Source organism: Stenotrophomonas sp. 82F1 (genome assembly GCF_056861525.1).
The window spans coordinates 25,151-46,269 of sequence record NZ_JBSPUD010000001.1; the positions used below are offsets into that span (position 1 = coordinate 25,151).

The 21,119-nt window shown below is 66.5% G+C and carries 22 protein-coding genes; 9 read left to right on the forward strand and 13 right to left on the reverse strand.

The genetic code is table 11. The annotated features are described in order from the left end of the window. Positions 1 to 69 precede the first annotated feature (69 nt). The 3 genes from AC13GI_RS00105 (at position 70) to AC13GI_RS00115 (ending at position 5,716) form a co-directional block, all read left to right on the forward strand. Positions 70 to 2,034: an OPT family oligopeptide transporter gene (locus tag AC13GI_RS00105; RefSeq protein ID WP_089239520.1), complete on the forward strand. Its 1,965-nt coding sequence runs from the start codon at positions 70 to 72 to the stop codon at positions 2,032 to 2,034. Between the two features lie 233 nt (positions 2,035 to 2,267). Next, a complete protein-coding gene (locus AC13GI_RS00110) occupies positions 2,268 to 4,346 on the forward strand; it encodes an alpha/beta hydrolase family protein (RefSeq protein WP_099819365.1) in 2,079 nt (692 codons plus the stop codon). A gap of 125 nt (positions 4,347 to 4,471) precedes the next feature. Continuing rightward, positions 4,472 to 5,716, forward strand: coding sequence for a DUF819 family protein (locus AC13GI_RS00115; RefSeq protein WP_482995170.1), 1,245 nt, complete (start codon positions 4,472 to 4,474; stop codon positions 5,714 to 5,716). Between the two features lie 112 nt (positions 5,717 to 5,828). On the opposite strand, the gene AC13GI_RS00120 is transcribed toward AC13GI_RS00115, so the two are convergent. Genes AC13GI_RS00120 through AC13GI_RS00140 form a run of 5 tightly spaced genes read right to left on the reverse strand, consistent with a single transcriptional unit; the run spans position 5,829 to position 8,866 of the window. Beyond that, the gene (locus tag AC13GI_RS00120; RefSeq protein ID WP_100463868.1) at positions 5,829 to 6,308 is read right to left on the reverse strand and encodes a hypothetical protein; all 480 of its coding nucleotides are present in this window, start codon (positions 6,306 to 6,308) and stop codon (positions 5,829 to 5,831) included. 46 nt (positions 6,309 to 6,354) lie between these two features. Beyond that, a complete protein-coding gene (gene minE, locus AC13GI_RS00125; protein ID WP_005408532.1) occupies positions 6,355 to 6,615 on the reverse strand; it encodes a cell division topological specificity factor MinE in 261 nt (86 codons plus the stop codon). A 2-nt stretch (positions 6,616 to 6,617) separates the two neighbouring features. Then, a complete protein-coding gene (gene minD, locus AC13GI_RS00130) occupies positions 6,618 to 7,427 on the reverse strand; it encodes a septum site-determining protein MinD (protein WP_099819368.1) in 810 nt (269 codons plus the stop codon). A gap of 36 nt (positions 7,428 to 7,463) precedes the next feature. Next, positions 7,464 to 8,267, reverse strand: coding sequence for a septum site-determining protein MinC (minC, locus tag AC13GI_RS00135; protein WP_099819369.1), 804 nt, complete (start codon positions 8,265 to 8,267; stop codon positions 7,464 to 7,466). A 2-nt stretch (positions 8,268 to 8,269) separates the two neighbouring features. Continuing rightward, positions 8,270 to 8,866, reverse strand: coding sequence for a GNAT family N-acetyltransferase (locus AC13GI_RS00140; protein ID WP_482995171.1), 597 nt, complete (start codon positions 8,864 to 8,866; stop codon positions 8,270 to 8,272). Between the two features lie 150 nt (positions 8,867 to 9,016). Between AC13GI_RS00140 and AC13GI_RS00145 the strand changes: the two genes are divergently transcribed. The 4 genes from AC13GI_RS00145 (at position 9,017) to AC13GI_RS00160 (ending at position 12,658) form a co-directional block, all read left to right on the forward strand. Next, entirely contained in the window at positions 9,017 to 10,222 is a 1,206-nt protein-coding gene (locus tag AC13GI_RS00145) for a sensor histidine kinase (protein ID WP_099819370.1), read from the forward strand. Beyond that, a complete protein-coding gene (locus AC13GI_RS00150) occupies positions 10,222 to 10,863 on the forward strand; it encodes a response regulator (protein WP_025873873.1) in 642 nt (213 codons plus the stop codon). Before AC13GI_RS00145 ends, AC13GI_RS00150 begins: the two co-directional genes overlap by 1 nt. Before the next feature lie 245 nt (positions 10,864 to 11,108). Next, complete coding sequence (locus AC13GI_RS00155; RefSeq protein WP_099819371.1) at positions 11,109 to 12,182, forward strand: polyketide cyclase; 1,074 nt, start codon at positions 11,109 to 11,111, stop codon at positions 12,180 to 12,182. Positions 12,183 to 12,286: 104 nt separating this feature from the next. Next, positions 12,287 to 12,658: a DUF423 domain-containing protein gene (locus AC13GI_RS00160; protein WP_482995172.1), complete on the forward strand. Its 372-nt coding sequence runs from the start codon at positions 12,287 to 12,289 to the stop codon at positions 12,656 to 12,658. A 258-nt stretch (positions 12,659 to 12,916) separates the two neighbouring features. Here AC13GI_RS00160 and AC13GI_RS00165 read toward each other — a convergent pair whose 3' ends face one another. Genes AC13GI_RS00165 through AC13GI_RS00190 form a run of 6 tightly spaced genes read right to left on the reverse strand, consistent with a single transcriptional unit; the run spans position 12,917 to position 16,900 of the window. Further along, entirely contained in the window at positions 12,917 to 13,726 is an 810-nt protein-coding gene (locus AC13GI_RS00165) for a M15 family metallopeptidase (RefSeq protein ID WP_482995173.1), read from the reverse strand. 9 nt (positions 13,727 to 13,735) lie between these two features. After that, on the reverse strand, positions 13,736 to 14,329 hold the full coding sequence (locus AC13GI_RS00170) for a PH domain-containing protein (RefSeq protein ID WP_482995174.1): 594 nt from the start codon (positions 14,327 to 14,329) through the stop codon (positions 13,736 to 13,738). Beyond that, a complete protein-coding gene (locus AC13GI_RS00175; RefSeq protein WP_482995175.1) occupies positions 14,326 to 15,615 on the reverse strand; it encodes an alpha/beta hydrolase in 1,290 nt (429 codons plus the stop codon). The genes AC13GI_RS00170 and AC13GI_RS00175 overlap by 4 nt, the downstream gene beginning before the upstream one ends. A 2-nt stretch (positions 15,616 to 15,617) precedes the next feature. Then, entirely contained in the window at positions 15,618 to 15,797 is a 180-nt protein-coding gene (locus tag AC13GI_RS00180; protein WP_089239544.1) for a DUF4177 domain-containing protein, read from the reverse strand. Further along, positions 15,794 to 15,973 (reverse strand): type II toxin-antitoxin system antitoxin, encoded by a 180-nt coding sequence (locus AC13GI_RS00185; protein ID WP_005412615.1) that lies wholly within the window; start codon positions 15,971 to 15,973, stop codon positions 15,794 to 15,796. The genes AC13GI_RS00180 and AC13GI_RS00185 overlap by 4 nt, the downstream gene beginning before the upstream one ends. A gap of 45 nt (positions 15,974 to 16,018) precedes the next feature. Beyond that, a complete protein-coding gene (locus tag AC13GI_RS00190; protein ID WP_380658016.1) occupies positions 16,019 to 16,900 on the reverse strand; it encodes an SPFH domain-containing protein in 882 nt (293 codons plus the stop codon). A gap of 145 nt (positions 16,901 to 17,045) precedes the next feature. Between AC13GI_RS00190 and purT the strand changes: the two genes are divergently transcribed. After that, positions 17,046 to 18,233, forward strand: a complete 1,188-nt coding sequence (purT, locus tag AC13GI_RS00195; RefSeq protein WP_482995176.1) for a formate-dependent phosphoribosylglycinamide formyltransferase — start codon at positions 17,046 to 17,048, stop codon at positions 18,231 to 18,233. Between the two features lie 146 nt (positions 18,234 to 18,379). On the opposite strand, the gene AC13GI_RS00200 is transcribed toward purT, so the two are convergent. Further along, on the reverse strand, positions 18,380 to 19,588 hold the full coding sequence (locus tag AC13GI_RS00200; protein WP_482995177.1) for an endonuclease/exonuclease/phosphatase family protein: 1,209 nt from the start codon (positions 19,586 to 19,588) through the stop codon (positions 18,380 to 18,382). 37 nt (positions 19,589 to 19,625) lie between these two features. After that, entirely contained in the window at positions 19,626 to 20,381 is a 756-nt protein-coding gene (locus tag AC13GI_RS00205; RefSeq protein WP_049467687.1) for an arginyltransferase, read from the reverse strand. A 156-nt stretch (positions 20,382 to 20,537) separates the two neighbouring features. On the opposite strand from AC13GI_RS00205, the gene AC13GI_RS00210 reads away from it, so the two are divergent. Next, positions 20,538 to 21,101, forward strand: a complete 564-nt coding sequence (locus AC13GI_RS00210; protein ID WP_482995178.1) for an EF-hand domain-containing protein — start codon at positions 20,538 to 20,540, stop codon at positions 21,099 to 21,101. The last annotated feature ends 18 nt before the right edge of the window (positions 21,102 to 21,119 follow it).

Consider the following 21,119-nt stretch of genomic DNA (forward strand, 5'->3'; position numbering starts at 1 on the left):
TTTGGCACGCTGGACTTGCCGCCCCCTGAACGCTAGCGTGCAAGGGATTTTTTGCCAGCAGGGGCTTTCATGAACCATGACGCTGCGCCCAAGCAGCTCACTTTCCGCGCGGTGGTCCTTGCCATCGTGCTGGCGGTGGTGCTGTCGGCCGCAAACGCCTACCTCGGTCTGTTCGCAGGCCTGACCATCGCCACCGCGATTCCCGCCGCGGTCATCTCCATGGGCGTGCTGCGCCTGCTGGGTGGCGGTTCCATCCTTGAGAACAACATCGTGCAGACCGGCGCCTCGGCCGGTTCGTCGATCGCCGCCGGTGTGATCTTCACCATCCCCGCGCTGGTGATCATGGGCTACTGGCCGGACTTCAAGTACTGGTGGGTGCTGGGCATCGCCGGTCTCGGTGGCCTGCTGGGCGTGCTGTTCTCGGTGCCGCTGCGGCGTTCGATGATCGTCGAAGACCCGCTTCCGTTCCCGGAAGGCAAGGCGGCGGCCGAAGTGCTCAAGGCCGGTGAAAACCCCGGCCCGGGCCTGAAGATCCTCGGCCTGTCGGCGGTGATCGGTGCCTTCGTGAAGCTGGCCGCGGAAAGCGGCATGCGCCTGATCCCCGATGCCTGGGCCACCTCGGCCTATGTCGGCAGTTCCAAGATCACCGCGTTCATCGGTACCAACCTGTCGCCGGCGCTGCTGGGCGTGGGCTACATCGTCGGCCTCAACGTCGGCATCGTGGTGGTGTCCGGCTCGATCCTGACCTGGCACATCGCCATTCCGATCTACCAGGCGTTCTTCATGAACACCGATCCGGCGCTGGCCGCCTCGATCGCCACCGCCTCGTCCACCGAAGCGGCGTTCGCCATCTGGGGCGCGAAGATGCGCTACCTGGGTGTCGGCGCGATGCTGATCGGTGGCATCTGGACCCTGATCTCGCTGCGCAAGTCGCTGCTCAACGGCGTCAAGAGCGGCTTTGCGGCCGCGCGCAAGAGCGGTGGCCCGGTACTGGCGCACACCGAGCGCGACCTGCCGATGAAGTGGATGCTGGTGGCCCTGGTGGTGTTCACCCTGCCGCTGCTGGCGCTGTACCAGGCCATCGTCGGCCAGTGGCACGTGTCGATCCCGATGACCCTCATCATGATCGTCGCCGGCTTCCTGTTCGTTTCGGTATCGGCCTACCTGGCCGGTCTGATCGGCTCGTCCAACAACCCGGTCTCGGGCATCACCATCTCCACCATCCTGTTCGCTTCGGCAGTGCTGGTGCTGCTGCTGGGCAAGGATGGCCTGCAACCGGTCGGTGCCTTCGGTGCGCCGCTGGGCGCGGTGGCCGCGATCATGATCGGCGCGGTGGTGTGCTGTGCCGCCGCCGTAGGTGGCGACAACCTGCAGGACCTCAAGGCCGGCTACATCGTCGGTGCCACCCCGTGGAAGCAGCAGCTGATGCTGGGCATCGGCGCGTTCTCGTGCGCGCTGATCATGGCCCCAGTGCTGAACCTGCTGGCCACCGCCTACGGCATCGGCGTCAAGTCGGAGCTGCATCCGAATGCGCTGGCCGCACCGCAGGCGAACCTGATGGCGTCGGTGGCCAAGGGCCTGTTCGGCGGCGAGCTGCCGTGGACCTTCATCGGCATCGGTGCCGTGGTCGGTGCCGCCATCATCGCGTTCGACAGCTGGCTGAAGTCGCGCAACTCGCGCTTCCGCGTGCCGGTACTGGCCGCGGCGATCGGCATCTACCTGCCGCTGGAACTGATGGTGCCGATCTTCCTCGGTGGCCTGATCTCCTACCTCGTCGAGCGCTTCCACAAGGTGCGTGCCGATGACGAAGAGGGCCGCGACCGCGTGCACAAGCCGGGCGTGCTGTTCGCTGCCGGCCTGATCACCGGTGAGGCGCTGATGGGTATCGCCATCGCCGTGCCGATCGTGGTCAGCAGCCGCGCCGACGTGCTGGCCGTGCCGTTCCACCTGCCGGCCGCGCAGTGGATCGGCCTGGCCGTGCTGTTCCTGGTCGGCTGGCTGATCTACCGCACCGGCAAGCGCGCCGTGGCGTGACGCCCGCGGGGGCGGATCCCTTCCCGCTGGGAAGGGCTCTGACCCCATGCTGGCAGCGTCTGGGGTCAGAGCCGATTCCATGGAATCGGATCCGACCCCGACCTCCGACAAACCGCGCTTCGGCGCGGTTTGCTTTTTCTGGCGGCAGCTCGGCCCCGGCCATGACCGATGGCCTTGGCAGGCCCGGCCGCACAGGCCTACCATCGGTTTTTTGCCGTCCTGCGGAGACCCCGATGAAACTGCGTCATGCCCTGCTGCCACTGAGCCTGCTGGCCGCCCTGCCCAGCGTCGCCGCTGCCCGTGGCCTGGAGATCCGCGACATGGTGGCCATGGACCGCGTCTCCGCGCCGGTACTGACCGCTGACGGCGGCACCGTGGTGTTCGCCAAGCGCAGCACCGATGCCAACCTCAAGGCCAGCACCGCACTGTTCGCGCGCAACCTGCGCACCCGCGATGCGGCGCCGCCGAAGCAGATCACCCCGGCCGGCTGGAACGTCAACTCGGCCTCGCTGTCGGCCGATGGCCAGACCGTGTATTTCCTCAGCGCCAAGAACGGCAGCCAGCAGCTGTACGCACAGCCGATCAGTGGCGGCGCCCCGCGCCAGCTGACCGATTTCCCGGTGGACGTGGACAGCTACCACGTGTCGCCGCAGGACGACCGCGTGCTGTTCAGCGCCGGCGTGTTCCAGGCCTGCGCCTCGGACCTGGCCTGCACCGAAAAGAAGCTGAAGGACATGGAAGGCGCCAAGGCCAGCGGCAAGGTCTTCGATTCGCTGTTCGTGCGCCACTGGGATACCTGGAACGACGGCCGCCGAAACACCTTGTTCGTCGCCCCGTTGCCGGCAGCCAAGTCCGGTGCGGTCAAGGGCGCTTCGGCGCTGAGCGCGACCATCGATGGCGATGCTCCGTCCAAGCCGTTCGGTGGCAATGATGATTTCGCGTGGTCGCCGGATGGCAGCAGCGTGGTCGCCAGCATCCGTGTGGCCGGCAAGCAGGAGTCGTGGTCGACCAACTTCGACCTGTACCGCTTCGATGCCGCCGGCAAGCAGGCGCCGGTCAACCTGACCGCGTCCAACCCGGCCTGGGATGCCGGCCCGGTGTTCAGCGCCGACGGCAAGACCCTGTTCTACCGCGCGATGAAGCGCCCGGGCTTCGAAGCCGATCGTTTCGGCCTGATGGCGATGGACCTGGCCAGCGGCAAGACGCGCGAGATCGCTCCGCAGTGGGACCGTTCGGCCGGTGGCATCACCCTGTCCGCCGACGGCGGCAGCATCTACACCACGGCCGACGACCTCGGCGAACATCCGCTGTTCCAGATCGACGTGGCCAGCGGCAAGGCCACCAAGCTGATCGGCGACGGCAGCGTCACTGCTGTGGACGTGGCCGGCAACAGCGTGGCCATCACCCGCAACAGCCTGAAGAGCAACGACCAGGTGCTGGTCGGCCTGCTGCCTGCTGCTGGTGAGCCGATTGGCGCGCTGCGCGCGCTGACCCCCGCCGCTGGCGAGGTGCTGAAGGACGTGTCCTTCGGTGACTACGAGCAGTTCGAGTTCAAGGGCTGGAACAACGACACCGTGCATGGCTATGTGGTCAAGCCGCACAACTACCAGGAAGGCAAGTCGTACCCGGTCGCGTTCCTGATCCACGGCGGCCCGCAGGGCAGCTTCGGCAATGGCTGGAGCTACCGCTGGAACCCGCAGACCTATGCGGGCCAGGGCTACGCCGTGGTGATGATCGACTTCCATGGCTCCACCGGTTACGGCCAGGCCTTCACCGATGCGATCAGCCAGCACTGGGGCGACCGTCCGCTGGAAGACCTGCAGAAGGGCTGGAGTGCGGCGCTGAAGAAGTACGACTTCCTCAACGGTGACAAGGCCTGCGCGCTGGGCGCCAGCTACGGCGGCTTCATGGTCAACTGGATCGCCGGCAACTGGAACAGCCCGTTCAAGTGCCTGGTCAACCATGATGGCGTGTTCGACCAGCGCATGATGGGTTACGCCACCGAAGAACTGTGGTTCACCGAGTGGGAGCAGGGCGGTACCCCGTACCAGAAGGCGGCGAACTATGAGAAGTTCAATCCGGTCAACCACGTGGCTGACTGGAAGAAGCCGATCCTGGTGATCCACGGCCAGCAGGACTTCCGCATTCCGGTCGAGCAGGGCCTGGCCGCGTTCACCGCTGCCCAGCGCCAGGGTATCGAATCGAAGTTCCTGTACTTCCCGGACGAAAACCACTGGGTGCTGAAGCCGAACAACAGCATCCTGTGGCATGACACCGTCAACGCCTGGCTGAAGCAGCACATCGGCAACTGATGTAGCGCCGAGGGGTCGGATCCCTTCCGCACGGCGGAAGGGCTCTGACCCCGCCATCGACCGTCCCTGGGGTCAGAGCCCTTTCGCATGGCGAAAGGGATCCGACCCCGAACAAGAGCGCCTGCATGCCCTCGACCGCCCTGATCCAGAACGACATCGTCGTCTTCGGTTTGATCGCCGCCACCCTCGGCGCCGTGTTCTGGACCGCTTCGCGCGAGCAGGGCCTGTGGAAGCGCTTCTATACCTTCGTGCCGGCGCTGCTGCTGTGTTACCTGCTGCCGGGCATCTACAACACGTTCGGCCTGATCGACGGGCAGAACACCAAGCTGTACAACCCGGTCGCGCGTGACATCCTGCTGCCGGCGGCGCTGATCCTGTTGACCCTGGCGGTCGACATCAAGGGCATCCTGCGGCTGGGGCCGAAGCTGGTGCTGATGTACCTGGGCGCCTCGGCCAGCATCATGCTGGGTGCGGTCGTGGCGTTCCTGGTGATGCGTGCTATCCATCCCGATACCGTCGCCGGCGATACCTGGGCCGGCATGGCCGCACTGGCCGGCAGCTGGATCGGCGGTGGTGCCAACATGCTGGCCATGCGCGAAGTGTTCGACGTCAATGCGACCACCTTCGGCCAGTTCGCGGTGGTCGATGTGGGGGTTGGCTACGTGTGGATGGCGGCGCTGATCTTCCTGGCCGGGCGCGCGGCGAAGATCGATGCACGCAGTGGCGCCGACACCTCGGCCATCGACGAACTGAAGGAGCGCATCGCGCGCTTCCAGGCCGAGCACGAGCGCATTCCCAGCCTCACCGACCTGATGCTGATCGTGGCCGTGGCCTTCGGTGGCGTTGGTCTTGCCCACGCCATCGGCGCGCCGCTGGCGGCCTGGTTCAAGGTCAATGTCAGCTGGGCATCGCAGTTCAGCCTGGATGCGCCATTCGTGTGGGTGGTGGTGCTGTCGACCACGCTCGGCCTGGGCATGAGCTTCACCCGTGCACGCACCCTGGAAGGCGCGGGCGCCTCGCGACTGGGCTCGCTGCTGCTGTATTTCCTGATCGCCTGTATCGGCATGCAGATGGATCTGCTGGCGCTGCTGGATCGCCCGTGGCTGTTCCTGCTCGGCATCATCTGGATCAGCGTGCACATCGTGCTGCTGTGGTGCCTGGGCAAGCTGCTGAAGGTGCCGTTCTTCTACTTCGCCATCGGTTCGCAGTCGAACATCGGTGGTCCGGCCTCGGCGCCGGTGGTGGCCGCCGCGTTCCATCCGGCGCTGGCGCCGGTGGGCGTGCTGCTGGGCACGATGGGGTATGCCACCGGCACCTATCTGGCGTATGTGGTCGGCATTACCCTGCGCGCGCTGGCAGGGCAGGGTTGATCCTGTAGAGCCGAGCCCATGCTCGGCTGCTTGTGCATTTGTGCAGGCAACGGCGAAGAGCAGCCGAGCGTGGGCTCGGCCCTACAGTAGATCCACGCCATGCGTGGATGCCTTACGCCTGCAGCAAACCGCGTTCGATCAACCACGCTTTTGCGTCTTCCGCATCCTGCTCGAACCACGCTTTCGTAGACCCCAACCGATACGTATACCCCCACGCATCCATGTCGGCCATCAGCCGCTCGCTGCCGACGCCGGGCAGGTGCCCTGCCAGCACGATCTGCAGGTAGCAGGTGGCGTCTTCTTCCGGCACCGAATCGGTGGCATCGGTATGCACCTGCGCGCGCCGCTCCGGCGGCAGCACGATCAGGTGGCAGGCCTCATGCAGCATCGAATGCACCGGCGTGTCATCGCGCACGTACACGTCGCTGGCGATGATGCCGGCCTCGGGCTCGCCCCAGTAACTGCCCGGGATCGGCTCGCCGGCCGCAACGTGGTGCAGGCGCAGCTCATGTGCAGCGAGCAGGCGCTGTGCATCGGCGAAGGCGATGTCGCCGACGCGGGTAACGTTCGGTTCGGGCGTGGTATCAGTCATGCGGATCAGGCAGCCCCGCCCATGCAGGCACGGGCGGGGCAGGGGGTCAGGGTTTGTCCGGGCCTTCAGGCAGCGCCACGGAGATGTCCAGCACGTCGTGCTGGCCATCCTTGACCAGGTCCACCTTCACTGCATCGACGTCGATGTTGACGTACTTCTTGATCACTTCCAGCAGCTCGCGCTGCAGCAGTGGCAGGTAGTCGGGACCGCCACGGTGGCTGCGCTCCTGCGCGATGATGATCTGCAGGCGGTTCTTGGCGGTTTCGGCGGTGGTCTTCTTCGCTTTGAGGAAATCAAACAGGCCCATGCTTACCCTCCGAACAGCTTGCTGAAGAAGCCCTTCTTCTCGACGTTGGTGAAGCGCATCGGGCGTTCTTCGCCGAGGATGCGTGCGACGGCGTCGTCATAGGCCTGGCCGGCAGCGGATTCGCCGTCCAGGATGACCGGCTCGCCCTTGTTGGAGGCATTGAGCACGTCGCCCGATTCGGGGATCACGCCGATCGCCTTCAGGCCAAGGACCTCCTCGACGTCGGCGATGCTGAGCATCTCGCCGCTTTCCACGCGCACCGGGGTGTAGCGGGTCAGCAGCAGGAAGGCCGGCACGTCCTGGCCGGATTCGGCCTTGTGGGTCTTCGAGTCGAGCAGGCCGATGATGCGGTCCGAGTCGCGTACCGAGGACACTTCCGGGTTCACCACCACCACCGCGCGGTCGGCGAAGTACATCGCCAGGAAGGCGCCCTTCTCGATGCCGGCCGGGGAGTCGCAGATGATGTAGTCGAAGCCGTCGGCGGCCAGGTCCTTCAGGACCTTGCCCACGCCTTCCTGGGTCAGCGCATCCTTGTCGCGGGTCTGCGAGGCAGCCAGCACGAACAGGTTGTCGAAGCGCTTGTCCTTGATCAGGGCCTGCTTGAGGGTGGCTTCGCCGTGCACGACATTGACGAAGTCGTACACCACGCGGCGTTCGCAGCCCATGATCAGGTCGAGGTTGCGCAGGCCGACGTCGAAGTCGATCACCGCCACCTTCTTGCCACGCTTTGCCAGGCCGCAGGCAAGGCTGGCGCTGGAAGTGGTCTTGCCGACGCCGCCTTTGCCGGAGGTGACTACGATGATTTCAGCCAAAGGACTTCTCCTGATGATTCTGTTTGAGGTGCTGCGTCAGTCCAGCGCAGCGATCTTGATCTGGTCCTGTTCCAGCCACACCTGCACGGCCTTGCCGCGCAGGGTTTCCGGGACATCGTCCAGCACCTTGTAATGGCCTGCAATGGCGACCAGTTCCGCATGGAAATCACGGCAGAAAATGCGTGCCGCGGTGTTGCCCTGGGCCCCTGCCAGCGCACGGCCGCGCAGGGTTCCGTAGATATGGATGCTGCCATCGGCGATGACCTCGGCGCCGGCGCCGACGGTGGCCATCACGGTCAGGTCGCAGTTTTCCGCATACAGCTGCTGGCCCGAACGCACGTTGCCCAGCTGCATGCGCCCCGGCTGTGGCGCGGCGGCATCGGCCGCCTTGCCCATCGGCGTGGCCGGAGCCGCTGCCGGTGCGGCCTTCGCCTCGGCCCGCGCGGCACGCCGCGGTTCCGGTGCGGGTGCCGGCGGCGGGGCAGGCTCTGCCTCGGCGCGCTCGTACTGGGCGCGGAACTTGGCCAGCAGCGGCAGGCCGAGCTGCTGCGACAGCAGGTCGACCGCGCTGGTGCCATAGGCCAGTGCCACCGGCAGTACGCCGGCACTGCGCAGGCCATCCACCAGCGCCTGTGCCGTCGCCACGTCGGGCACCTGGCTGAGGCCGCCGAAGTCGAGGATCACCGCCGCCCGGCCGAACAGCTTCGGCGCACGGCTGACCCGCTCCTGCATTTCCTGCACGAGGCGTTCAACATCGAGGGTGCGGATGCGCAGGTTGGCGATGCCCACCTGGCCGATCTTCAGTTCACCGGCCTGTTCGTAATCGAAATTCACCGCCACGCTCAAGTCCCCGTCGACCGCTGTGCCTGCGCCGGCAGCTGCCGGTCGCGTGCCCACGCCACATCAGGCAGCTTGCCGCCGTAGGTTTCGTTCACCCACGGGAAGCTGCACAGTTCCTTGGCCAGCATGCTGGCGCGCACGTCCACCTGCGGCATGGTGTTCTGGCCCAGCTCGCGGAAGCCGAAGCTGCCGTGGAAGAGCAGGGCGGCATCAGCGCCGTGGTCCAGGAACACCTCGCAGGTCATCTGCGGGTAGCGCAGCTCGGCGAAGCTCTGCGCATCGGCGTAGAACGCACGGCCGACACCACCACCGCGGCGGCGGCTGGCGACCACGATGCGGTCGATATAGAAGAAGGGGGTGTCCAGATGCTGCTTGAACCAGGCGAAATTGCTGCTGTCGTGCTGGCTGCCGCTGCCGAAGCCGATCAGGAAGCCGGCCAGGTTGCCGTCGCGCTCGGCGACGCGGAAATATTCAGCGGTTGCATAGAACAGGCGCAGGCGCTCGGCATCCAGGGGAAGGATAGCCAGGCCAGCATTGTTGTTCAAAGCCAGGACGGAATCGAGCTCGTGCTCGCGCACGTCGCGGATGACAATCGACATTGTGACTCCGTGGGGTAACGCGGTTGGTCCCATGTACGGACCCTGCGCATGATTATTGCATGCCCGGGGTGGGCTGCGGCATGAACAGGGGACCGCGCCGAACATGACTTTATGCCCTTGGGCCCTGACGCGCACAGGCTACGATGGGCCATGCTGGCCCGACTCAACCACAATGCGATGCTGCGCTACTCCGGGTTGTTCACCTGGGGCACCGTCGGCCTTTGGCTTGCGATCTACCTGATCGATCCGGTGTCGCTGACACTGGAAAGCCTGGACGGCGAGGCCGGCTTCCGGATCATCCCCTGGGCCTCGGCCTACCTGGCCTTCGGCTTCGTGTACTGGGTGCTGACGCGCTCGCTGGGCGAAAGCCGGCCCGGCTTCTTCGACCATGCCGCGCTGATCCTGCTGACGGCCTGCGCGATCGGCGTGAGCTATTTCTCCGGCACCGCGCTGGGCAGCATCCTGCTGATGGTGGTGGCCGGCCTGCTGCCCTGGTTGCTGGGCCCGCGCATCGGCGTGGTGTGGCTGGTGGCCAGCAACCTGGCCGTGCTGCCGGTCTACATCCAGCCTCTGGGCTTCCCGCCGGTCATCGCCGTGCTGCAGGCCGTCGGTTACATGGGCTTCTCCAGCTTCGTGTTCGTGATCGCGCTGGTGGCCCGCCGCCAGGCCGAGGCGCGCGAGGAGCAGCGCCGGCTCAATGCCGAACTGCGCGCCACCCGTGCGCTGCTGGCCGAAAGCGCACGGGTGAACGAGCGCACCCGCATTTCGCGCGAACTGCATGACCTGCTGGGCCATCAGCTGACCGCGCTGACCCTGAACCTGGAAGTGGCCGGCCACCTGGCCGAGGGCCAGGCGCTGGAGCACGTGAAGCGCTCGCATGCCCTGGCCAAGCTGCTGCTGGGCAACGTGCGCGAGGTGGTCAGCCAGCTGCGCGAGACCGGCGCCATCGACCTGGCCGCTGCCCTGCGTCCGCTGACCGAGCACGTGCCTTCGCTGGACATCCAGCTGGAGATCGAGGAGCCGCTGAACGTGGAAGACCCGCAGCGGGCCCACGTGCTGCTGCGCTGCACCCAGGAGATCATCACCAACACGGTGCGCCATGCCGGCGCCCGCCACCTGTGGCTGCGGGTGTACCGTGAGGTCCCGGACCTGGTGGTGGTGGAGGCCCGCGACGACGGTGTCGGGGCGGAAACGGTCAATGTGGGCAATGGTTTGCGCGGCATGCGCGAACGCCTGCAACAATGTGGAGGCCAGCTGCAGGTGGAGACCCGCCCCGGCGAAGGCTTCCGGCTGCGGGCGACGGTACCGGCAACGGTGCTGGCGGCCCTTACCCAGGTTCCTGAAGGAGTGCGTTGATGATTCGCGTCTGCCTGGTCGACGACCAAACCCTGGTGCGGCAGGGGATCCGCTCGCTGCTGGCGCTCGACGACGGCATCGAAGTGGTGGCCGAGGCCGCCGATGGCCGCCAGGCGGTCGAGCTGATCCCGCAGATCCGTCCGGACGTGGTCCTGATGGACATGCGCATGCCGGTGATGTCCGGGCTGGAGGCGCTGCAGGTGCTGTCACGGCAGGAACAGCTGCCGCCGACCATCATCCTGACCACCTTCGACGATGACCAGCTGGTGCTGGCCGGGCTCAAGGCCGGTGCCAAGGGCTACCTGCTCAAGGATGTGACCCTGGCGCAGCTGGTCGGGGCGATCCGCACGGTGGCCGATGGCGGTTCGCTGGTGCAGCCGGCGGTGACCCAGCGCCTGCTGTCCGGGCTGGAGCACATGCGCAACGACTTCGTCAGCCTGGACCGTCCCGACCCGCTGACCGACCGTGAGACCGAGATCCTGCGGCTGATGGCCAGCGGTTTCTCCAACAAGGAGATCGCCAATTCGCTGGGGGTCGCCGAGGGCACGATCAAGAACCATGTGTCCAACATCCTCTCCAAACTGGGCGTGCGCGACCGGACGCGTGCGGTCCTGAAAGCGTTTGAACTCCAGTTGGTGTGAGGAAAATCCTTTAGCGACAACGACTTGGCATGCAGTCCGGGGCCGGATTCAGGGTTGACCCCTGTTTGCCCCCTACTTGCCGGGTACGCGGATGCGTTACCCTTCGAATTCTTTGTGCATACAAATGCGCCGCCGGCACGGAAACCGGTGCGCCAATCCCGATAACCAATGCCCGCGAAGCCTGCTAGGATTGGCGCTTCGCTTCAATCAACCCGGCCGTGGGATCGGCCCCGGAGACTCTCTGAATGACCCGTATTATCGAGTTCCTGATCGCCTTGGGGATCGTGGCTGGCCTGTTCGTCATCATTGGCGTCTGTCTGCCGGGCGAGCGTCACATCACCGAAAGCATCGAGACCAACCGCAAGATGACGATCGTGTACGACACGGTCAGCAGTCTGCGCCGCTTCAAGGACTGGAACCCGCTGGTACTGCGCGATCCCGCCGTTGAACTGAAGCTGTCCGGCCCGGCCTCCGGCGTCGGTGCCACTCTCGACTTCACCTCCAAGGACCTGGGCACCGGTTCCTGGAAGGTGACCGAAGCCGAAGAGAACAAGCGTGTTGTGATCGCCGTCGACGATGCCTCCAAGGGTCACGACAAGGTCACCACCTTCACCCTGGAGCCGACCGGCAAGGGCGGTCGCAACGTCAAGATCACCCAGGACTACTCGGTGAAGTACGGCTTCGACCTGTTCGGCCGCTACGCAGGCCTGTATGTCAGCCGCCAGATCGGCGATGACATCAAGATGGGTCTGTCGCGCATGGCGAACATGCTGGCCACCGTGCCGAATGTCGACTACCGCACTTCCGAAGCGCCGCTGACCGATCTGGGTATCGTCGATGTCCCGGCCGAGGACCTGCTGGTCGTCACCGCCGGCAACGTCGATCGTGGCCAGGACTCCATCACCAAGTCCATCAAGGACAACCAGGAGTGGATCAAGCGCGTGATCGAGGCCAATGGCCTGGAAGCCGCTGGCCCGCTGCGTATCATCACCACCGATTTCGGTGCTGAGAAGTACGCCTTCGACATCGCCCAGCCGGTGAAGAAGAAGGGTGCCGAAGGCGTGCCGGCCGAACAGCTGACCGTCAAGATCGACGGTGGCGCTCCGGTCAAGTACGTCCGCGTTGCTCCGCACCGTTCGGCGCATGCGGCCTACACTGGCCACATGGCAGGTCTGGACGTTGCCCGCAGCGCCCTGCGCGCCTGGGCCGTGACCTCGGGCAACGAAGTCATCGACCGTCCGTACGAAACCTGGAAGGACGGCGTGGACAAGTCGTTCACCCCGGAAGCGACGTACGACATCTACTGGGCCGTCAAGTAAGCCTCGGCTGACCCATGTAGTGTTGGACACAAAAACGCGCCGCTTCCTGCGGCGCGTTTTTTTTCATCCCGAGCCCGGTGTCGGGCATTGCGCAAGGAGCTGTCATGTTCAATTCCGAACGACGCGCGCGTAAACCGTCGGTGCTGGCCTGCCTGGGGGCGCTGCTGGCGGCCGCCTCGATCGGTCTGTCCGCCTATGCCGCGCATGGCGTGTCCGATCCGCTGGCGCAGCAGCACCTGAACATGGCGGCGCTGTATGCGTTTGCCCACGGTGCGGTACTGGTGGCCCTCGGCCCACGCACGCAGGGTGCGATCGCGCATCTGGCGTTGTACGTGTTGCTGTTGGGCGTGCTGCTGTTCTCCGGCAGCCTGCTGGGCGGTGCGCTGTGGCAGTGGCCGACGCGGCTGGCGCCGGTAGGCGGCACCACGCTGATGGCCGGATGGGTGCTGCTGGCGATCAATGCATTGAGGCGGTGACCGCAGCGCCCACACATCGGTAGCGCCGAGCCATGCCCGGCTTCAAGCGCAGCGACCCGCTTCTGCCTTTTGCTCTCTTGTTCCATTCCGTGGCGAACGCACGCGGAAACTGTCCGTGGCCGGGAGGGTGGGCGGCGCAGGGGCGTAAGCGTCATGGATGGCGCGCCCGAGCTTACATGGACGTACTTGCAGCGGCCCCTGCGCCGCCCACCCTCCCGGCCAACCCGGGATCGCAGTCAAGCGTTCGCCACGAGGGGCTCAGCCGTTGGCCGGTTTCCAGCACCAGTGCCACGGTTCGTAGACGATCCCATGCGGGTTGTCGCGCGGATAGCTCAGATGGAACCCGTGTGCCCCTGCATTGGCCTGCAGCCACGCAAACGCGGCCGTCGCCTCAAAGGTCTCTTCTGCCGGCGCATCCCCCGGTGTGCCGATATCCAGCGCGTGACCGCTGTGGTGTTCGCTGAAGCCGGGCGCGGCATTGACCTGCAGGATCTGCGGCACGCTCTGCCCGCGCGCCAGCTTGCGCTCGAAAATGCCGAGCTGATACGCATGGCTGCGGAAGCCGGAGATCGCGTCCAGTGCAATGCCGTCCCGCGCAGCGTGCAGGCGCATCCGCCGCCAGCCCTGCGCTGCGCCGCGGCGCAGCCACAGCGGGCGCGCGAAGCGGTCACGTCCGGCGAAGTGCAGCAGGCAGGGCTCGGCCTCCAGCGCCAGCCCACTGTCCTGCGCATAGCGCTGCGCATCCAGGCCCAACTGTTGCAGGCGCTGCTGCAGGCCGGCCAGTGGCAGCCACTGCTCGTCCAGTGCAGCGCCAAACGGCCGTGACCGCGCGCCGTCCAGCAACGCCAGCGCTTCCTCCACGCCCGGTTCGCGCGGCAGACGCGGCACCAGCGAGTGCACGCCGTGCGCCAGTACCGCCGCCAGGTAGCGGCCATCCTGCTTGCGCCGCAGTACCCATTGCGCGCCCGCCAGCAGGCGGGCGTCGAGATTGCTGCGTGCGCGCAGCAGTGCGGCCGGCCACAATTCAACGGCCTCGGTATTGATCAACAGCGGAGTGGTGCGGTGCATCGATCCAGCTTACTGCCGTGGCGCCGTGGCGGCCACCTTGCGCAGCGCCTCCAGCAGCGTCTGCGGGCGCTCCAGGCTGAGCAGCAGGGTGCTGCCGCCGCGCACCGGAATCACCAGTGTGCGTGCGCGGTCGGTGACCAGGGCAAAGCCCTTGCCGCCGCCCTGCAGGCGGAAGTGTCCGGAGTAGAAGCCGGGCATGCTGTAGCCGTTGGTCTTGAAGCGGATGCCATAGCGGCGATCACGGCCCAGGTCGACCACCTCCGCCTGATCCAGCAGCAGGTCGGCCACCGGCGTGCGGCGACGGTACAGCGTCGAACGCACGTCCAGTACGCTATCTGCCAGCTCCACCCGGCGGCGGAAAAACGCCCAGCCCAGGCCGACGCCCATCAGCACGATCACCGCCAGGCTCCATGCCGCGCTGCCACCCATCAGGAAAAACGGGGGCGACAGCGTGACCTCCATCCAGGGAGCGTCGGTGCGGCTGTCGTGCAGCTGCGACCAGATGCCGACGCCGAGTACCGCCAGCAGGGGCAGCAGAACCCACAGCACTCGCAGCGATGAACTCTCGGCGACGTCGAACGGACGTGCATCACTGCCGCTCATCGTTGCGACTCCACCCAATGCGCGACGTCATCGATCAGCTGCCCATCGACGTGGCCCGGCCGCGCGTACTCCTTCAATGAACTGGAGCCGCTGCCAGCGATGCCGATATGGTTGAGGGCAGGGTAGGCCTTCCATTGCACATCCTTGCGATCAGCCAAGGCTTTTTTCCACAGTGCCCAATCCGTTTCCGGTACCTGGAAGTCGCGGCCGCCGTGCAGCATCAGCAGTGGTTTTTTCAGCGCCACCGCATCGCCCCGTGCGTTCACTGCTTCGATGCTTTTCCAGAACGTCTGCGGCACGCCCAGTGGCAGTTCGCTGGCGGCTGCAGGCGTGTCGCTGCGGGCGGCGGCGATCTGCGCCGCCAGCTTGTCCAGGAACGCCTGCTCAGGCGCGCTGATCGAGCCGTCCAGTGACAGCAGGTAGCGGTTCTGCTCCGGCAGCAGCTCAAGCAACGTGCGCGCCGGCGCGGCCCACAGGATCGCGCCGCGCGCCTGTGGCCAGCGGCTGGCGATGCGCGGGGCGAGCATGCCGCCCTGGCTGTGGCCGAGCACGAAGATCCGCTTGCCGTCGATGCGTGGGTCCGCCGCCAACGCGCTCAGTGCCGCAACGGCGTCGTCGGTGGTCTCGTCATCCACGTTGAAGCTGCCGCTCTGGAAATCCTGCGGGCGGGCATGGGTGCGCTTGTCGTAGCGCAGCACTGCGATGCCCTGTGCGGCCAGGCCGCGGGCAATGTCCAGGAACGGGCGGTTGCCACCAATGGTTTCGTCGCGATCCTGCGGGCCGGAGCCGTGTACCAGCACCACCGCCGGGAACGGCCCTTTGCCCTTGGGCAGGGACAGCGTGCCGGGCAGCGCACCGCGCGCCTGCGGCACGCTGAAATCGGCTTCGCTGTAGTTCGCGTCGGCAGGCAGCGGCGGTGCCTTGGCGGCCGGGGCCGGGCGCAGCAGCAGACCCGCTACTTTGTCCTGCGCGCTCACCGCCACCTGCGCGATCACCGCACCACTGGCGAACTGCAGCGGTACTTCCACCAGGTGCAGGCCCTGCTGCTCGCTGCTGTGCGCCGGCCCGCGCTGCTTCAGTTCACCCAGCGACTGCCACAGGCCCTGCAGCTTGTCGGCAGGCACGGCCGCGGCCATCTGCGGCGTCAGCATGGCTTCGGCATCGGCGATCCGCCCGGCCTGCAGGTGATCGAGCAGGCGTGCTGCGACCTGCTGCGGTTCACCCGCGGCTGCACTGGCGGACAACAGGGCGAGGGCAACAGCAAGCAACGAACGGCGTGCGCTCATGGTCACAGCTCCTTCTTGAAGACCAGCAGGGCCGGGCGCATCGGCGCCGGGATGATGATGTTGACCAGTTCCCAGCCCAGCTGGCCTTGGCGGCTGAGTTCGGCCTGGATGTCGTCGGCTTTCTGCAGGCCCATCATGGTGGTCTTGACCTCGACGGTCAGGTAGCTCCAGCGCTTGCTCATTCCTTGTCCTCCGGCGATGGCTTGGGTTTCGGCAGGCGTCCTGCCTTGCGCAGTGCGTCGCGCAGCACGTATTCGATCTGCGCGTTGAGGCTACGCAGCTCATCGTCCGCCCAGCGCTGTGCGGCCGCCAGGACCTCGGCGTTGATGCGCAGCGGATAGGCTTTTTTCTCGCTCATGCAGACTCCTGGCGGGGCGGTGGGGCGCCCCGTTGCGAGGGTGGCTCAGTACAGCGAGCCGGTGTTGACGACCGGCTGCGTGCCGCGGTCCGAGCACAGCACGGTCAACAGGTTGCTGACCATGTGCGCCTTGCGCTCCTCGTCCAGCTGCACCACGCCGTTCTTCTGCAGTTCGGCCAGCGCCATCTCGACCATGCCGACCGCACCGGCAACGATGCGCGTGCGTGCGGCGATCACTGCGTTTGCCTGTTGACGCTGCAGCATCGCCTGGGCGATTTCAGCGGCGTAGGCGAGGTGGCTGATGCGCGCATCGATCACCTGCACACCGGCATCGGCCAGGCGCTCGGCCAGTTCGTTCTTCAGGTGCTGGGAGATCTCGCTGGCGTGGCTGCGCAGTGCCAGCTGGCCGTCCTCGTGCTGGTCGTAGGGATAGCTGGTGGCCATCGCGCGCAGCGCCGATTCGGACTGGATGTGCACGAAGCTCTCGTAGTCGTCCACGTTGTAGACCGCTTCGGAGGCGTCGACCACCTGCCAGACGATCACCGCGGCGATCTCGATCGGGCTGCCGTCCAGCTCGTTGACCTTCAGCTTGCCGCTCTCGAAATTGCGCACGCGCTGGCTCACGCGGCGCTTGCTGAAGAAGGGATTGTTCCAGCGCAGGCCGTTGTCCTTGACGGTGCCTACGTACTTGCCGAACAGGCTGACCACCGCCGCCTGGTTGGGCTGCACGGTGTACAGGCCGGCCAGTGCGACCAGGGCCAGCGCGCCGATCAGCAGTCCGGTCAGGAGCAGCAGCACGTTGGGCGAGCCGGTGCTGGCCTTCGCCGCGACCCCGGCCACGAACAGGGCGCCACCGGCGAGGGCCACGACCAGGGACCCGGCAAGCGCGCCGAGGCCGTTGAGGGAGGACAGCGACTTCTCTTTCATGGCGGTACGTCCTTGAGGGTTCGAAATTAAGATATCAAAGTGATATCACGTGCGGGCTACCGTTCGTCGGCTGGGCTTCCTCAAGCGCTGCGGCTGGACCGGATAGAATGCCCACCCGCCTTCACATTGCTGCTGGAACCCCGCCATGGCCAAGCTTGGAACCCCGCTGTCCCCCTCCGCCACCCGCGTGCTGCTGCTGGGCTCGGGCGAACTTGGCAAGGAGGTGGCCATCGAGCTGCAGCGGTTGGGCGTGGAAGTGATTGCCGCCGACCGTTACGCCGATGCCCCGGCCATGCAGGTGGCACACCGCTCGCACGTGATCGACATGCTGGATGCGATGGCCCTGCGCCAGTTGATCGCGCAGGAACAGCCGCACCTGGTGGTGCCGGAGATCGAGGCGATCCATACCGAGACCCTGGTGCAGCTGGAACAGGAGCAGGGCCTGCGGGTGATTCCGACTGCGCGTGCGGCGCGCCTGACCATGGACCGTGAGGGCATCCGCCGCTTGGCCGCCGAGACGCTGGGCCTGCCGACCTCGCCGTACCGCTTTGTCGATACCGAGGCCGAGTACCGCGACGCCGTGGCTGCGATCGGCCTGCCGTGCGTGGTCAAGCCGGTGATGTCGTCCTCGGGCAAGGGCCAGAGCACGCTGCGCAGCGAGGCGGACATCGCCCCGGCCTGGGAGTACGCGCAGACCGGCGGCCGTGCCGGTGCCGGCCGCTGCATCGTCGAGGGTTTCATCGACTTCGATTACGAGATCACCCTGCTGACCGTGCGCCATGCCAGTGGCACCTCGTTCTGCGCGCCGATCGGGCACCTGCAGAAGGATGGCGACTATCGCGAAAGCTGGCAGCCGCAGCCGATGTCGGACAAGGCACTGGCGCGTGCCGAGGAGATCTCGCGCGCGATCACCGACGACCTCGGTGGCTGGGGCCTGTTCGGTGTCGAGCTGTTCGTGAAGGGCGACGAGGTCTGGTTCAGCGAAGTATCGCCACGTCCGCATGACACCGGTCTGGTGACGCTGGTATCGCAGGAACTCAGCGAGTTCGCGCTGCATGCGCGGGCCATCCTCGGCCTGCCGATCCCGCTTATCCGCCAGAGTGGCGCATCGGCCTCGTGCGCGCTGCTGGCGCATGGCGAGGGCGTGCCGTACTTCAACAACGTGGCCGCCGCGCTGCAGGTGCCGGACACCGCCGTGCGCCTGTTCGGCAAGCCCAGCGTGCATGGCCACCGCCGTGTCGGCGTGACCCTGGCACGCGCGGAAACCATTGACGAAGCGCGTGCCATCGCCCGCGATGCGGCCGAGGCCATCGGCGTCGAACTGCGCCCGTAAATCGGTAGCGCCGGGCCATGGCCGGCGGCCACATTCCAGTGGGTACCGACCGTTGGTCGATACAGATTTCCGGTGGGTACCGACCGTTGGTCGATACAGATTTCCGGTGGGTACCGACCGTTGGTCGGTACCCCATCAACACCGACTTACGGCTTCACGTCCACCCACACCAGGTGGTGGTCGCTGCCGTCGGCGATCTTCGCTTCGGCACTTTCATTGGCCGGCCAGAACACCCCGCTGCCGAGGTACTCGAAACCGGTCGAGGGCAGCACGTAGTCCAGGCGCATGGTGCCGGACTTCGGGCCGAAATCGCCGGTGGCATGGAACGGTGCGCCCTTGCGTTCGATGCCCTTCGCCGCATAGGCCAGGCTGGTCTGCTCGGCGCCGACGCTGCGCGGGGTGGGGTAGCGCAGGACGCGGGCGTTCTCGATCAGTTCGACGATCGCCTCGTGGCGGCCATCGCCATCGACCGGATCGTTGTTGAGGTCGCCAAGGATGACGAAGCGTGCATCCTGGGCCAGGCCACCGCACAGGCCCTTGTCGTCGCACAGCCACGGCTTGTCACCCTTGGACAGGTATTCCTGCCACAGGCGCAGTTCGTCGTGGTTGCGTGCGGCGTTGCGCTTTTCCGGGCCGTCGAACACCGGCGGCGTCGGGTGCGAGACCAGCGCGTGCACCACGCCGGCCGGGGTCTTCACCGGCACGTCCCAATGCGACTTCGACGACAGCCGCAGCTGCGACCAGACGCTGTCGTTGTAGAAGCTCTTGCCGGTACGCGGATCGATCGGGCGGATCGCGCCGGGCATCGCACTCCACTTCAGCAGCTGGAAGCTGCGCACCTTGGCTTCGTCGATCGGGTAGCGCGACAGCACCAGCATGCCGTACTGGCCCGGGTGCAGGCCGTAGCCCCAGGCGTCGTTGCCACGGCCTCGGCCTTCACCACCGACAATGCCGTTGTTGTCCAGGTCCAGGCCGCTGGGCACGCCGGTGTTCACCGGTGCCAGGTAGCGGTAGGCGAAGTGCAGCGGCTTGCCGCCACCGGGCTGGGCCACTTCCAGGTAGCGCTTCTGGAACAGGTCGGCGGCGCGATGGGCGTCGTCGAAGTCGAACTCGTTCAGCAGCACCAGGTCAGGGCGCGCCTGCTGCAGTACCGCGGCGATCTTGCGCGCGTGTTCGCTGTCGCCTTCCAGCTCCGCGATCAGGCCGCCGGCTTCGTCCGAATACAGCGAGGTGTTGTAGGTAGCCAGGCGCAGCGCTGCAGACGGTTTTTCGGTCATCGCGGGGGACGTGGCGAAAGCGGGAGCGGTGGCGCCACAGAGCAGGGCCAGGCCGAGGATCAGGGGTTTGGCGTTCATGGCCGTATTGTGCACCCGGCCCGGTGTCAGTGGTTTGTCAGCGTCCGTCCAGATCGTCATCGAAATCATGCCAGCGGCGGCCGTCGTAGGCCTCCAGCGGGCGGTAGCGTCGCTTGTAATCCATCTTCTGGTGCTCACGAATCCAGTAGCCCAGGTACAGGTGTGGCAGGCCCTCGCGGCGGGCCCACTCCAGTTGCTGCAGGATCGCGAAGGTACCCAGCCCGCGCGCGGCATGGGCGGGGTCGAAGAAGGTATAGACCGCCGACAGCCCGTGCTCGGTCACATCGGTCACCGCCACACCCAGCAGCTGGCTGGGCTGGCCGTCGTGGCCGGGCAGGCGCATTTCCATGAAGCGCGTGTGCGACCAGCTGCCGATCAGGAACTGCTCGAACTCGTGCGGGCCGTGGTCGTCCATGCCGCCCTTGGCATGACGATGCACCAGGTAGCGGTGGTACAGCTCGAACAGATCCTCACGCGGCATGGCTGCGGTGATGCGCACTTCCAGGTCGGCATTGCGGGCGGCGCAGCGGCGCTGGCTGCGGTCCGGGGCGAAGCGGGCCACCGGGATGCGCACGGCGACGCAGGCGTGGCAGTTCGCACAGTGCGGGCGATAGACCAGATCACCGCTGCGGCGGAAGCCCCAGCTCAGGGCCAGCGGATACAGCCCGCCAAGGCGACGGTCCTGCGGGTCCAGCACCAGATCGCGCGCGACCCGGTCTGGCCAGTACCCGCAGGGGTGCTCACCGGTCTGGAACAGTCGCAGTTCGTCGTCTCTGTCGCCGTGTCTCGCCATGGACACAGCATAGCTCCAGCCTGTCGCAATGGCGGCGACTGTCCGCCGGATGAATGGAACCGGCGGCTGCGTCAACCGAGGTCGTGGTCAGGCGTTGTTGTCCTCCGAGGGTGAGGTGTTCACCCCGATGCCAATCCCATTCCCAGGAGTGACCCCATGATCCGTACCCCCCTGCTGCTGGCCCTGCTGCTCGGCACCTCCGCGACCGGTATCGCCTTGGCCGCCGACGCCCCGACCGCTCCGGCACCGCGCCCGGCCAAGCTGGATGTCAATGGCGATGGCGTCATCGACCGCAGCGAAGCGGCGGCCAACCCGCGCCTGGCCGCGAAGTTCGATGAGCTGGACAAGAACAAGGATGGCAAGCTCTCCCGTGATGAGCTGCCGCGCTGGAAGCACGGCCGTCATGGTGGTCGCGGCGGCGAGCGCTGGGCCAAGCTGGACGCGAACAAGGATGGCCGCATCAGCCGTGAGGAAGCCAAGGCCGATCCGCGCCTGGCCGAGCGTTTCGACCAGCTCGATCTCAACAAGGACGGTTACCTGGACAAGGCCGACCGCGAGCTGCGCATGAAGCAGCATCGTGACGCCTGGTTCGCCGCCGCCGATACCAACAAGGATGGGCAGCTGAGCAAGGCCGAGTTCGACGCCGCCAAGGGCCCGATGCACGGTGGCCCGCGCCATGGCGGCCTGCGTGACGGCGCCGCGCCGAAGCCGCAGCGCTGATTTTCACTGCAGTGATCG

What these genes read in the sequence shown, in the direction of transcription:
- AC13GI_RS00105 (WP_089239520.1), top strand. Translation starts at nt 70, where the DNA reads ATGAACCATGACGCTGCGCCCAAGCAGCTCACTTTCCGCGCGGTGGTC.
- AC13GI_RS00110 (WP_099819365.1), top strand. Translation starts at nt 2,268, where the DNA reads ATGAAACTGCGTCATGCCCTGCTGCCACTGAGCCTGCTGGCCGCCCTG.
- AC13GI_RS00115 (WP_482995170.1), top strand. Translation starts at nt 4,472, where the DNA reads ATGCCCTCGACCGCCCTGATCCAGAACGACATCGTCGTCTTCGGTTTG.
- AC13GI_RS00120 (WP_100463868.1), bottom strand. Translation starts at nt 6,308, where the DNA reads ATGACTGATACCACGCCCGAACCGAACGTTACCCGCGTCGGCGACATC.
- minE (WP_005408532.1), bottom strand. Translation starts at nt 6,615, where the DNA reads ATGGGCCTGTTTGATTTCCTCAAAGCGAAGAAGACCACCGCCGAAACC.
- AC13GI_RS00140 (WP_482995171.1), bottom strand. Translation starts at nt 8,866, where the DNA reads ATGTCGATTGTCATCCGCGACGTGCGCGAGCACGAGCTCGATTCCGTC.
- AC13GI_RS00145 (WP_099819370.1), top strand. Translation starts at nt 9,017, where the DNA reads ATGCTGGCCCGACTCAACCACAATGCGATGCTGCGCTACTCCGGGTTG.
- AC13GI_RS00150 (WP_025873873.1), top strand. Translation starts at nt 10,222, where the DNA reads ATGATTCGCGTCTGCCTGGTCGACGACCAAACCCTGGTGCGGCAGGGG.
- AC13GI_RS00155 (WP_099819371.1), top strand. Translation starts at nt 11,109, where the DNA reads ATGACCCGTATTATCGAGTTCCTGATCGCCTTGGGGATCGTGGCTGGC.
- AC13GI_RS00160 (WP_482995172.1), top strand. Translation starts at nt 12,287, where the DNA reads ATGTTCAATTCCGAACGACGCGCGCGTAAACCGTCGGTGCTGGCCTGC.
- AC13GI_RS00165 (WP_482995173.1), bottom strand. Translation starts at nt 13,726, where the DNA reads ATGCACCGCACCACTCCGCTGTTGATCAATACCGAGGCCGTTGAATTG.
- AC13GI_RS00170 (WP_482995174.1), bottom strand. Translation starts at nt 14,329, where the DNA reads ATGAGCGGCAGTGATGCACGTCCGTTCGACGTCGCCGAGAGTTCATCG.
- AC13GI_RS00175 (WP_482995175.1), bottom strand. Translation starts at nt 15,615, where the DNA reads ATGAGCGCACGCCGTTCGTTGCTTGCTGTTGCCCTCGCCCTGTTGTCC.
- AC13GI_RS00180 (WP_089239544.1), bottom strand. Translation starts at nt 15,797, where the DNA reads ATGAGCAAGCGCTGGAGCTACCTGACCGTCGAGGTCAAGACCACCATG.
- AC13GI_RS00185 (WP_005412615.1), bottom strand. Translation starts at nt 15,973, where the DNA reads ATGAGCGAGAAAAAAGCCTATCCGCTGCGCATCAACGCCGAGGTCCTG.
- AC13GI_RS00190 (WP_380658016.1), bottom strand. Translation starts at nt 16,900, where the DNA reads ATGAAAGAGAAGTCGCTGTCCTCCCTCAACGGCCTCGGCGCGCTTGCC.
- purT (WP_482995176.1), top strand. Translation starts at nt 17,046, where the DNA reads ATGGCCAAGCTTGGAACCCCGCTGTCCCCCTCCGCCACCCGCGTGCTG.
- AC13GI_RS00200 (WP_482995177.1), bottom strand. Translation starts at nt 19,588, where the DNA reads ATGAACGCCAAACCCCTGATCCTCGGCCTGGCCCTGCTCTGTGGCGCC.
- AC13GI_RS00205 (WP_049467687.1), bottom strand. Translation starts at nt 20,381, where the DNA reads ATGGCGAGACACGGCGACAGAGACGACGAACTGCGACTGTTCCAGACC.
- AC13GI_RS00210 (WP_482995178.1), top strand. Translation starts at nt 20,538, where the DNA reads ATGATCCGTACCCCCCTGCTGCTGGCCCTGCTGCTCGGCACCTCCGCG.